This is a genomic window from Jatrophihabitans sp., from assembly GCF_035474675.1.
In the GTDB taxonomy this organism is placed as follows: domain Bacteria; phylum Actinomycetota; class Actinomycetes; order Mycobacteriales; family Jatrophihabitantaceae; genus Jatrophihabitans_A.
The window spans coordinates 1-11,394 of record NZ_DATINC010000178.1 but is presented as its reverse complement, the minus strand read 5'-3'; the positions used below and the strand labels follow the sequence as shown (position 1 = coordinate 11,394).

General features: G+C 74.3%; 13 protein-coding genes. 1 reads left to right on the top strand and 12 read right to left on the bottom strand.

What is annotated here, in order from left to right; genetic code table 11:
• From VLJ82_RS20350 to VLJ82_RS20330, 5 genes are all read right to left on the bottom strand, one after another.
• The coding region (locus VLJ82_RS20350) for a type III pantothenate kinase (protein ID WP_408665197.1) at window positions 1-411 on the bottom strand (411 nt) is incomplete at its 3' end.
• Entirely contained in the window at window positions 411-1,343 is a 933-nt protein-coding gene (gene nadC / locus VLJ82_RS20345) for a carboxylating nicotinate-nucleotide diphosphorylase (protein ID WP_408665196.1), read from the bottom strand. The genes VLJ82_RS20350 and nadC, both read right to left, overlap by 1 nt.
• Window positions 1,340-3,019, bottom strand: a complete 1,680-nt coding sequence (locus VLJ82_RS20340; RefSeq protein WP_408665195.1) for an L-aspartate oxidase — start codon at window positions 3,017-3,019, stop codon at window positions 1,340-1,342. The genes nadC and VLJ82_RS20340 overlap by 4 nt, the downstream gene beginning before the upstream one ends.
• A gap of 13 nt (window positions 3,020-3,032) precedes the next feature.
• Entirely contained in the window at window positions 3,033-3,881 is an 849-nt protein-coding gene (panC, locus tag VLJ82_RS20335; protein WP_408665194.1) for a pantoate--beta-alanine ligase, read from the bottom strand.
• Window positions 3,878-4,771 (bottom strand): Rossmann-like and DUF2520 domain-containing protein, encoded by an 894-nt coding sequence (locus VLJ82_RS20330; protein ID WP_408665193.1) that lies wholly within the window; start codon window positions 4,769-4,771, stop codon window positions 3,878-3,880. The genes panC and VLJ82_RS20330 overlap by 4 nt, the downstream gene beginning before the upstream one ends.
• 113 nt (window positions 4,772-4,884) lie before the next feature.
• Here VLJ82_RS20330 and VLJ82_RS20325 point away from each other — a divergent pair, with 113 nt between their 5' ends.
• Window positions 4,885-5,223 carry a hypothetical protein gene (locus tag VLJ82_RS20325; RefSeq protein ID WP_408665192.1) on the top strand — a complete coding sequence of 113 codons (339 nt, stop codon included), beginning with the start codon at window positions 4,885-4,887 and terminating at the stop codon, window positions 5,221-5,223.
• A 28-nt stretch (window positions 5,224-5,251) separates the two neighbouring features.
• Here the strand turns inward: VLJ82_RS20325 and VLJ82_RS20320 are convergent, their stop codons facing one another.
• The 7 genes from VLJ82_RS20320 to ftsH all read right to left on the bottom strand — a co-directional run.
• On the bottom strand, window positions 5,252-6,433 hold the full coding sequence (locus VLJ82_RS20320; protein ID WP_408665191.1) for a hypothetical protein: 1,182 nt from the start codon (window positions 6,431-6,433) through the stop codon (window positions 5,252-5,254).
• A gap of 116 nt (window positions 6,434-6,549) precedes the next feature.
• Entirely contained in the window at window positions 6,550-6,996 is a 447-nt protein-coding gene (locus tag VLJ82_RS20315; protein WP_408665190.1) for a DUF3180 family protein, read from the bottom strand.
• Window positions 6,996-7,493: a 2-amino-4-hydroxy-6-hydroxymethyldihydropteridine diphosphokinase gene (folK, locus tag VLJ82_RS20310; protein ID WP_408665189.1), complete on the bottom strand. Its 498-nt coding sequence runs from the start codon at window positions 7,491-7,493 to the stop codon at window positions 6,996-6,998. The genes VLJ82_RS20315 and folK overlap by 1 nt, the downstream gene beginning before the upstream one ends.
• The gene (gene folB, locus VLJ82_RS20305) at window positions 7,490-7,930 is read right to left on the bottom strand and encodes a dihydroneopterin aldolase (protein ID WP_408665188.1); all 441 of its coding nucleotides are present in this window, start codon (window positions 7,928-7,930) and stop codon (window positions 7,490-7,492) included. Before folB ends, folK begins: the two co-directional genes overlap by 4 nt.
• On the bottom strand, window positions 7,927-8,772 hold the full coding sequence (gene folP / locus VLJ82_RS20300) for a dihydropteroate synthase (RefSeq protein ID WP_408665187.1): 846 nt from the start codon (window positions 8,770-8,772) through the stop codon (window positions 7,927-7,929). The genes folB and folP overlap by 4 nt, the downstream gene beginning before the upstream one ends.
• Entirely contained in the window at window positions 8,769-9,341 is a 573-nt protein-coding gene (gene folE, locus VLJ82_RS20295) for a GTP cyclohydrolase I FolE (RefSeq protein WP_408665186.1), read from the bottom strand. Before folE ends, folP begins: the two co-directional genes overlap by 4 nt.
• 39 nt (window positions 9,342-9,380) lie before the next feature.
• On the bottom strand, window positions 9,381-11,394 hold a 2,014-nt coding region (gene ftsH, locus VLJ82_RS20290; protein WP_408665185.1), incomplete at its 5' end, for an ATP-dependent zinc metalloprotease FtsH.

Below are 11,394 nucleotides of genomic sequence, written 5' to 3'. Positions count from 1 at the left end.
GCCGCTGACCACGTCGAAGTTGGTGGAGGTGCCGAAGTCGACCACGATGGCCGGGCCGTTGACCAGCGAGAACGCCGCCAGGGTGTTGACGATCCGGTCCGCCCCGACCTCCTTGGGGTTGTCGAACAGCAGCGCCACCCCGGTCTTGATGCCCGGCTCCACCAGCACGGTCGGGATGCCCGGCCAGTACCGGCCGAGCATGGCGCGCAGCTCGCGCAGCGCGGCCGGCACCGTGGAGCAGCCGGAGATGCCGGTCACCGGCAGGTCCTGCAGCAGGCCGGTGAAGGTGAGCATCAGCTCGTCGGCGGTGTTGCGGGCGTCGGTCTTGACCCGCCACGAGTGCACCAGCCGGTCGCCGTCGAAGACGCCGAGCACCGTGTTGGTGTTGCCGATGTCGATGGCCAGCAGCATCAGCCCTCAGCTCCCGTCGCACCGTCCGGGCGCCAGCCGCTCTTGAGGTCCAGCCCGATGTCGAGGACCGGCGCGGAGTGGGTCAGCGCGCCGACCGCGAGGTAGTCCACGCCGGTGCCGGCCACCGCGGCCGCCACCTGCAGGCTGAGCCCGCCGGAGGCCTCCAGCTTGACCCGGCCGCCGGTCTCGGCGGCCAGCGCCACGCAGCTGCGCAGCTCGGCCAGGTTCATGTTGTCCAGCAGGATCAGCTCGGCGCCGGCCTCGATCGCCTCCCGGCACTGCGCCACGGTGTCCACCTCGATCTCCACCGGCAGCTCGCCGGCGGCCGCCCGGACCAGCTCGAAGGCCTTGGCCACCGAACCGGCCGCGGTGATGTGGTTGTCCTTGATCAACGCCGCGTCCGACAGCGACATCCGGTGGTTGACGCCGCCGCCGCAGCGCACCGCGTACTTCTCCAGCGCGCGCAGGCCCGGCAGGGTCTTGCGGGTGTCGCGGATGGCCGCCCCCGAGCCGCGGATGGTGTCGGTCCAGATCCGGGTCAGGGTGGCCACCCCGGACAGGTGGGTGAGCAGGTTGAGCGCCGTCCGCTCGGCGGTGAGCAGGTCGCGGACCGGGCCCTGGGCGCTGAGCAGCACCTCGCCGGGACGCACGATGTCGCCGTCGGCGGCGTGCAGTTCTACTGCCACCCGGCCCTGGCCGACCACCGCGAAGACGTAGCCGGCCACCGCCAGGCCCGCGAGGATGCCGGCCTGGCGCGGCACCGCCTCGACCCGGCCGGTCTGCCCATCCGGCACGGTGGCCGCGGTGGTGATGTCCGGGCCGTCGGCCAGGTCCTCGGCCAGCGCCCGGTCGACCAGGTCGGCGACCATGGCGGTGTCCAGCCCGGCGCTGTCCAGTGCGTCGAGTATCGCGGGATCGATCGAGTGGGTCATGGCCCGGTCCTCGCGTGCGTTGGGATGGGTTGGTAGTCGGTGGCGACGGTGCCGTCCCGGCCCAGCCGCAGGTCCAGGTGGCCGCACCAGTTCTGCTCGTCGCGCTCGGGGTAGTCCTCGCGCCAGTGCGAGCCGCGGGTCTCGGCGCGGCGGCCGGCCGCGGCCACCAGGGCGCTGGCCACCGTGAGCAGGTTGGTGGCCTCCCAGGACTCGGTACGCGGCTCGCTGCTGCGCTGGGCGGCCAGCTTCTGCAGGCTGCCGGCGGCCCGGGCCAGGCCCGCGGCGTCCCGGATCACCCCGGCGTCGGCCGACATCGCCCGCTGCAACGCCGGCCGGATGCCGGCCGAGGCGATGCCGCCGCTGCGCACGTCGATGCCGAGCTCGCGCAGCGGGGTGCCGGGCGGCACGCTCCGCAGCACGTCGTCGGCGATCCGCCGGCCGAACACCAGCCCCTCCAGCAGCGAGTTGGAGGCGAGCCGGTTGGCGCCGTGCACGCCGGTGCAGGCCGCCTCGCCGCAGGCGTACAGCCCCGGCACCGAGGTGCGGCCAGCCAGGTCGGTGGCGATGCCGCCGGAGGCGTAGTGGCAGGCCGGCGCCACCGGGATCAGCTGCGTCACCGGGTCCAGCCCCAGCGAGGTCAGGGTGGCGAGGATGGTGGGGAACCGGACCCGCCACTTCTCCGCGCCGAAGTCGCGGGCGTCCAGCCACACGTGCTCGGCGCCGGTCTCGCGCATCCGCCGCAGGATCGCCTTGGCTACCACGTCGCGCGGCGCCAGGTCGGCCAGCTCGTGCTGGCCCTGCATAAACCGGGTGCCGTCGCCGTCGAGCAGCACCGCGCCCTCGCCCCGGACCGCCTCGCTGACCAGCGGCTGCTGGCCGGCCGCGCCGCCGCCCAGCCACAGCACGGTGGGGTGGAACTGCACGAACTCCAGGTCGCGCACCACCGCCCCGGCCCGCAGTGCCGCGGCCACCCCGTCGCCGGTGGAGACCGGCGGGTTGGTGGTGGCGGCGTACACCTGCCCGATGCCGCCGGTGGCCAGCACGAAGGCCCGGGCCCGGACCGCACCCACCCCGTCGCGCTGGCCCTCGCCCATCACGTGCAGGGTGACCGCGCCCACCCCACCGTCGCCGGTGGGCAGCAGGTCCAGCACCAGGGCGTGCTCGATCACCTCGATGCCGGGGGTGGCCAGCACCGCGGCGACCAACGCCCGCTCGATCTCGGCGCCGGTGGCGTCCCCGCCGGCGTGGGCGATCCGGTCGGCGTGGTGGCCGCCCTCCCGGGTCAGCGACAGCTCACCGGTGGCCGACCGGTCGAACCGGGTGCCGAGCTCGATCAGCTCTTCGACCGCCCGGGGCCCCTCGTCCACCAGCACCCGGACCGCCTCGACGTCGCAGAGCCCGACGCCGGCGGCCAGGGTGTCGGCCAGGTGCGCCTCGGCCGAGTCGTCCGGCCCGAGCGCCGCGGCGATGCCGCCCTGCGCCCACCGGGTGGAGCCGGCGGCCAGCACGTCCTTGGTAACCACCAGCACCCGCAGCCCGGACCTGTGGGCACCGGGACGGCCGGCCGCGATCCGCAGCGCGGTGGTGAGGCCGGCGATGCCCGAGCCCACCACCACGACGTCGGTCTCGACGATCCAGCCCGGCGCCGGCGCCAGCAGCCGCTGCGGCAGGTTCATCGGCTCAGCTCTTTCATCGACCCAGCTCCACGGCGAGGTTGTCGATCAGCCGGACCGAACCGACCCGGGCCGCCACCAGCAGCCGGGCCGGGCCGGCCACCGGCGCGGGTCCCAGCCCGGGATCGCGCAGCTCCAGGTACTCCACCTTCACCCCGTCGGCGGCGGCCAGCACCTGCTCGGCGGCGGCCAGCACCTGCTCGGCGGACCCGGCGGCGTCCCGGCCGGCCATCAGCGCGGCGCTGAGCGCCCGGGCCCGCTCCCGCTCGGCCGGCGAGAGCAGCACGTTGCGGCTGGACAGCGCCAGGCCGTCCGGTTCCCGGACGGTCGGCACCGCGACCACCTGCACCTGCTGGCCCAGGTCGTGCACCATCCGGCGGACCAGCATCAGCTGCTGGTAGTCCTTCTCGCCGAAGTACGCGCGGTCGGGCCGGACCGCGGCGAACAGCTTGGTGACTACGGTCAGCACGCCGTCGAAGTGGCCCGGCCGGTTCGGGCCCTCCAGCTGGTCGGCGAGCGCGCCCGCGGTCACCCACACCTGGACCGGGCCGTCGGGGTAGACCCCGGTCACGTCCGGCGCCCACGCCAGGTCGACGCCGTGCCGCTCGCACAGCGCCAGGTCCTCCGCCAGCCGGCGCGGGTAGCGCGCCAGGTCCTCGGCCTGGGAGAACTGCATGGGGTTGACGAAGATGCTGGCCACCACCGCGGCGCACTGCTCGCGGGCGGTCTCGAAGAGCGCCTGGTGGCCGGCGTGCAGGGCGCCCATCGTCGGCACCAGGCCGAGGACGCCGGCCGGGCCGAGCCCGTCGGCCAGCCGGGCCCGCGCGGCGGCCAGCTCGGCGCGGGTGCGGACCAGCTCGGTCACCGGCCCTCACCCTCGGCCTGCTCGATGCCCTCGAGCAGGTCGGCGCACTGGGCCCGGCTCAGCCGGCCGGCCGCGTGCGCCCGCTGCATGGTCCGGATTGCCATCGCCAGGTACGGCTGCAGGTAGGTGGTGCCCTGCAACGCCCGGATGTGCGCCTCCAGGGTGCCCCGGTCACCACGCGACACCGGCCCGGTCAGCGCGTCATCGGCCAGCCGCAGCGCGTTGTCCAGCGCCGCCGACAGCAGCGGCGCCAGCAGCCGGGTCGGATCCTCCACACCGGCCGAGGCCAGCACGTCCCGGGAGTCGTTGACCAGGGTGACCAGGTGGTTGGCGCCCATCGACAGCGCCGCGTGGTAGCTCGCCCGGGCCGACTCGGGAACCCAGACCGGCTCGCCGCCGAGCTCCAGCACCAGGGTCTCGGCCACCGGACGGAACTCCTCCGGTGCCGTGACGCCGAACGCGGCCCCGTCCAGGCGCTGCAGGTCCTCCGGACGGCCGGCGAAGGTCATCACCGGGTGCAGGGCCATGCCCACCACCCCGGCGGCGGCCGCCGGAGCGAAGATGGCGACCCCGCTGGCGCCGGAGGTATGCACCGCCAGCTGGCCGGCCTGCCAGGCGCCGGTGGCGGCCAGTCCCTGGATCAGCCCGGGCAGCTCGCTGTCCGGCACGGTCAGCAGCACCAGGTCGGCCCGGCCGACCGCCTCGTCGGCGGGCACCAGCGCCACCCCGGGCAGCAGCCGGGCGGCCCGCCGGCGGGACTCCGCGCTGACGCCGGTGGCGGCCACCACCCGGTGCCCTGCTCGGCTGAGCGCGGCGCCCAGCACCGAACCGACCCGGCCGACCCCGACGATGGCAACCCGCAACCGCGGAGCGTCGCCGGACTGGATCACGGCTAGAGCGTAGTAGGCCGCCGGCCGGGCCTCTCGTCCAGACAGGCCGCAGCCAGGCGCCGTCCGCCGCGCCAGCACGCGGATCGGCATGCAGTCGGCTAGGTTCTGCGGCTGTGAACGAACTCCAGGCCACGGTGGCCCGGGCCGCCGACCAGACCGGCTCGCACAGCACCGCCCCCGCCCTGCTGTTGCAGGCCACTGCCGCGCTGGGCCGGCTGGCCGACCTGACCAACGCCGCCACCGAGGGCGGCCGGCGGCCGTTCCGGATTCCGCCGGACTGGCAGTCCGGGCTGTCCGAGCTCGCCTACCTGGTGTACCTGCTGGCTGATCAGACGGCAGTCGACATCGACACCGCCGTCCGGTCGATCGCCTACCAGGTCAGTGCCGGCGCCCAGCGTGAACCCGCGCTGGACCAGGCTGCCGCCAGCCGGTGGTTCGCCGGCGATAGCTAGCCGCTGTTCCGGGTTCGGCGGGTAACGGTCAGCCGTCGAAGCTGGCGAGCCAGTTCGCGTGCGCCCCGCCGGCCCGGCGCCGGCCCTGGTAGCGGCTGCCCTCGTCCTCCGGTTCCGGCGCGCGGCGCCGGCCCTGCCGCGGCTCGGAGCGGTCCGCGGCTGGCGCCGGGTCCGGGATGAGGCCGAGGTCGGGCTGAACCGGGGACAGCCTCGGCAGGCTGGCGAACGGATCGGCGGAGTCCCGGGCGGGCGGCCGCGCAGACCCGGCCGGGGCGGTGGGCAGCTCGGGAGCCGGCGGTGGGAACTCGACCAGCTCGGCGTCCGGCAGCCGGCTCGCCCGCTGCGGCGCGGCCTCGGGCATCCGGGCCGGCCGCTCCGGTCCGGCGTCGAACACCCGGCCGGCCCGCTGTGGCTCGGTGTCGGAGGCCCAGCTGATTCGCTGTGGTTCGGCATCGGGAACCCGGGCGGCCCACTGGGGTTCGGCATCGGGAACCCGGGCGACCCGCTGCGGTTCGGCCGCCACCCGGCTGATCGGCGGCGGTTCGGCCGTTCCGACCCGGCTTACCTGCGGCTCGGCCTCCACGATCCGGCCGGCCCGCTCCGGCTCGGCCGGCGAACGCGGCGCCGCGGTGAGGCTGTCCTGCCGGGCCGCGGCCAGCCGGCGGATCTCGTGCTGCAACGCCTCCAGGTCCGAGCCGATCACCCGGGTGGTCTCGATCCGCTCCAGCCGCAGCTGGCCACCCAGCTTGTCGACCACCTCCGCGCGCAGCGAGGCGACCTCCTGGCGCAACGAGGACAGCTGGTCGGCCAGCACCCGCTCGACCTCGCCCCGCAGTGCCAGCTGCAGGCCCTGCTCGGACTCCCGGCGGGCGCTGGCGTCGCGGGCCAGCTGCAGCTCGCTGAACTGGCGCAGCTCGATCTCCTGGGAGAAGTAGGCCTGCCGGGCCGCCTCCAGCTGCTCCTGCTGCTGGGCGACCACCTTGAGCTGGGCCTCGTGCAGCTCGGACGCCCGGGCCCGGGCGTCCTCCAGGTCTGCCGTGAACTCGATGTCGCCACCGCGGTTGCCGACGAGCAGGAAGGCGGCGATCAGGGCGGCCCACAGGCCCAGCAGCACGCCGACCTGCACCTGCTGCCGGCCGGCGCCGAACACCACCAGCCAGACCGCCGCCGCGCCGAGCACGATCACGAGCGCCACAAGCCCGCTACGCACTACACCTCGCGACGTCCAGGACGAAGCAGGGCGAGGCATATCGGGAGTGTAGGACAGCACCATCGTGCCGGCTCGTCCACTCCGGGATTGCCCACTTGTCGTGTCGGTTCGCAGGCTCAGCGGCGGCCGTGGCCGGGATCGACACCGGCCCGTTCCAGCACCAGCCCGGCCACCAGCAGCAGAGCGGTCACCACCAGCAGCAGGTAGCCCACCGTCAGGTCGTCCCCGGCGGTGTTGTCCTGCCCGGACGAGGGCAGCAGCTTGACCACCAGCGCCGCTGCCACGCCGGCCACCACCGCCGCCACCAGCGCGCTGGCCTTGCCCAGTGCCACCGCGCGGGCGATGGCCAGGGCCGTCATCGGCTTGGCCTGCGGATGGTGGCGCACCGCCGCCCGCACCCGGCGGGCCACCACCAGCTCGGCGACGGCCAGCGCGGCGATCGGCACCGCGGTGAACCACTGGAACGGCGGCAGCGACTCGTAGCTGATCCGCAGCAGCGCATAGGCCAGGCCCGCCGCCAGCACGAACGGGACCAGCAGGTCTGTCAGGTTGGTCCGGCGCATCACGGCCGCAGCTCGACAGCCGGCAGCAGCTGCACCGCCGCCACCTCCCCGGCAGGCAGCGCCTGCATCAGCTGCAGCACCGAGCCGTGCCCGGGCAGCTGGGCCTCCGGGTCGACCGACCACCACGGCACCAGGACGAAGGCCCGCTCGGCGGCCCGCGGATGCGGCAGGGTCAGCACCGGGTCCTCGCTGCGGATGTCGTCGACGGTGATCACGTCCACGTCCAGGGTGCGCGGCCCCCAGCGCTGCTCCCGGATCCGGCCGGCCGCCTGCTCGCAGGCCTGCGCCCGGGCCAGCCAGTCGGCCGGGCCCGCCTGCGGATCGTCGACCAGCAGCACCGCGTTGTAGAACGGCTGCTGCTCGACCGGCCCCCAGGGCGGGGTCTGGAAGACCGGGGAGGCCGCGGTGAGGTACGGCGCCAGCGCGGTGACCGCCGAGCGCAGGTGCGCCAGCCGGTCGCCGAGATTGGACCCGATGGACAGCACCGCCCTGCTCATCGGCCGCCGTCCGGATCCACGGCGCTCGCCCGGTCACGCCGGATGGTCACCGCGACGTCGGCGAACTGCAGCGGGATCGGGGCCTGCGGCTTGTGCACGGTGACGGTCGCGGCGGCCACCCGGGAATCGGCCAGGCACACCGCGGCCAGCCGGCCGGCCAGCGTCTCCAGCAGGTTCACCGGCTCCCCGGCGACCACCGCGGCCAGCGCCTCGGCGAGCTCCCCGTAGTGCACGGTGTCGGCCAGCAGGTCGCTGGCGGCGGCTGTTCGGGTGTCCAGTTCGAGCTCGACGTCGACCACGAAGTCCTGGCCCTCGGCCCGTTCGAAGTCGAACACCCCGTGGTGGCCGCGGACCCGCAGCCCGGTCAGGGCGATCCGATCGGCACTCGCGCCGCCGGGCAGCGAGCCGGTCATGGCGCCGGGCGGCGAGCTGGTCATGACACCGCCCGGATCGCCGCGGCCACCAGTGCCGCGTCGACGTTGGCCGCCACCTCGTGCACCCGCACTCCCCAGGCCCCGTTCAGCGCGGCGAACAGGGTGAGCGCAGTGGTGGCCGCCTCCCGTCCGGAGGTGGGCCGGGCGGTGCCGTCCGGGCCGGCCAGCAGCGAGCCGAGGAACGACTTGCGCGACGAGCCGATCAGCACCGGCAGCCCGATGCCGGTCAGCGCCTCCAGGTGCGCCAGCAGCGCCCAGTTGTGCGCGGCCCGCTTGGCGAAGCCGAGCCCAGGATCCAGCACCAGCTGGCTGGCCGCCACCCCGGCGGCCAGCGCGTCGTCCACCCGGGCCAGCAGCTCGGCCCGGACGTCGGCGACCACGTCGTCGTAGTTGGCCAGCTCGGCCATGGTCGCCGAGTGGCCGCGCCAGTGCATCAGCACCCAGGGGCAGCCGGCGTCGCGCACCACCCGGGCCATGTCGGGGTCGCCCAGCCCGCCGGAGACGTCGTTGACCACCCGGGCGCCGGCGGCCAGCGCCTGCTCGGCGACCCGGGCGCGGTAGGTGTCGACGCTGACCGTCAAGCCCGCGGCGGCCAGCTCACCGATCACCGGCAGCACCCGCCGGCACTCCTCCTCGGCGGCCACCCGGACCGCGCCGGGCCGGGTGGACTCGCCACCCACGTCGATCAGGTCGGCACCCTCGGCGGTCATCCGGACGGCGTGTGCCACGGCGCTGTCCAGGTCGGCATAGCGGCCGCCGTCGGAGAAGGAGTCCGGCGTGACGTTGAGCACGCCCATCACGATGAGCCGGTCGCTACGGGCCGGTAAGCCGGGCTGCCCGGTCATCGCCCGAGAATGAGGCTCATCGCCTCAGCCCGGGTTCGCGGGTCGCTCTTGAAGATGCCCCGCACCGCCGAGGTCATGGTGCGGGTGCCGGGCTTGCGGATCCCCCGCATCGCCATGCACAGGTGCTCGGCCTCGACCACCACGATCACCCCGCGCGGCATCAGCCGGCGCATCACCGAGTCGGCCACCTGGGCGGTCAGCCGCTCCTGCACCTGGGGCCGCTTGGCGTAGAGGTCCACCACCCGGGCGAGCTTGGACAGCCCGGTCAGCCGGCCGTCCTCGCCGGGCACGTAGCCGACCGCGGCGGTGCCGTGCCAGGTCACCAGGTGGTGCTCGCAGGTGGAGTACAGCGGGATGTCCTTGACCAGCACCAGCTCGTCGTGGTTCTCGTCGAAGGTGGTCTGCAGGACCTCTTCGGGATCGGAGTGCAGGCCGGCGTAGATCTCGGTGTAGGAGCGCGCGACCCGGGCCGGGGTGTCGCGCAGGCCCTCCCGGTCCGGGTCCTCGCCGATGGCCAGCAGCAGCTCGCGGACGGCGGCCTCGGCGCGCGCCAGGTCGATCTGGCTCATCCAGCGCTCACCGGCGCGCGGCGCACCCGTCCGAGAAGGTCAGCGACGATCATCGCCCTGGCCGAACGGCCAGTGCGACCGGCCCGGCTCCACGGCCGGCAGCTGCTGGGTCTCATGGTCCTCCGGACGGTAGGAGCCCTCCCCCGGCGTGCCGGCGGGCTGGCCGCTCCCCGAGCCCTGCGACCCGGACGGGTAGCCCGAGCCCTGCGACCCGGACGGGTAGCCCGAGTCCAGCGGCGGGTAGCTCTGCGGCGGAGGATAGCCCGGCGAGACCGGGTAGCCCGGCGGCGGGTACCCGGGCGCACCCGGGTAGTCCTGCCCGGTGGGGTAGCCCGGTGCCGGCGGGTAGTTCGGGGCCGGCGGGTAGCTGGCCTGCTGGCCATTGTCAGACCTGTCGGACGGCGCCTCGTAGCCGGTGGCCGGGTAGCCGGCCGGCTGCGGCTCGCCGTGCTTGGCAAGCCCGTTGGACGAACCGTTGGACCGGTTGGTGGGCGGGATCTCGATCGGCGGACGGTCCGACGGGGTGCGCTTGCCGAAGCCTGCGAAGGTGCTGTGCGGCGGCCGCTTGTGCACCGGCGCCAGGATCCGCTCCAGGTCCTCCTTGTTCAGCGTCTCGCGCTCGGCCAGCTCCAGCACCAGCTGGTCCAGCACGTCGCGGTACTGCACCAGGATCTCCCAGGCCTCGTCGTGCGCGGCCTCGATCAGGGCCCGGACCTCCTCGTCGATCCAGGCGGCGATCTCCTCGGAGTAGTCGCGCTGGTGGCCGTAGTCCCGGCCCAGGAACGGCTCGGAGTCGGAGGTGCCGTACTTGACCGCGCCCAGCTTGGCGCTCATGCCGTACTCGGTGACCATCGAGCGGGCCAGCGAGGTGGCCTTCTCGATGTCGTTGGAGGCGCCGGTGGTCGGCTCGTGGAAGACCAGCTCCTCGGCGGCCCGGCCGCCCAGGGCATAGACCAGCTGGTCCAGGATCTCGGCGCGGGTCTGGGTGTAGCGGTCCTCCAGCGGCAGCACCAGGGTGTGCCCCAGCGAGCGGCCGCGCGGCAGGATGGTGACCTTGTGCACCGGGTCGAGGTTGGGCATCGCCCAGGCCGCCAGCGCGTGGCCGCCCTCATGGTAGGCGGTGACCCGCTTCTCCTTGTCGCTCATCGCCCGGGTCTTGCGCTCGGGACCCGCGATCACCCGGTCGATGGCCTCCTCCAGCGCGTGGGTGGTGATCAGCCGGCCGTTCTGGCGGGCGGTCAGCAGCGCGGCCTCGTTGATCACGTTGGCCAGGTCCGCGCCGGTGAAGCCGGGGGTGCGCCGGGCGATGGTGTCCAGGTCGACGTCGGGTGCGAACGGCTTGCCCTTGGCGTGCACCTCGAGCACCGCCTTGCGGCCGAGCACGTCCGGCGGCGAGACCGCGATCTGGCGGTCGAAGCGGCCCGGACGCAGCAGCGCCGGGTCCAGGATGTCGGGACGGTTGGTGGCCGCGATCAGGATCACGGTGCCCTTGACGTCGAAGCCGTCCATCTCGACCAGCAACTGGTTGAGGGTCTGCTCGCGCTCGTCGTGGCCGCCGCCCATGCCGGCGCCGCGGTGCCGGCCGACCGCGTCGATCTCGTCGACGAACACGATCGCCGGCGCGTTGGACTTGGCCTGCTCGAACAGGTCGCGCACCCGGGAGGCGCCGACGCCGACGAACATCTCGACGAAGTCCGAGCCGGAGATGGAGTAGAACGGCACGCCCGCCTCGCCGGCCACCGCGCGGGCCAGCAGCGTCTTGCCGGTGCCGGGCGGGCCGTAGAGCAGCACGCCCTTGGGGATCTTCGCGCCGATCGCCTGGTAGCGGGCCGGGTTGGACAGGAAGTCCTTGATCTCTTCCAGTTCCTCGATCGCCTCGTCCGCGCCGGCGACGTCGGCGAAGGTGGTCTTGGGGGTGTCCTTGCTGACCAGCTTGGCCTTGCTGCGGCCGAAGCTCATCACCTTCGAGCCGCCGCCCTGCAGGTTGGACATCACGAAGAACAGCACGAAGGCGATCAGCAGGATCGGCAGCAGCGACAGCAGGATGCTGACG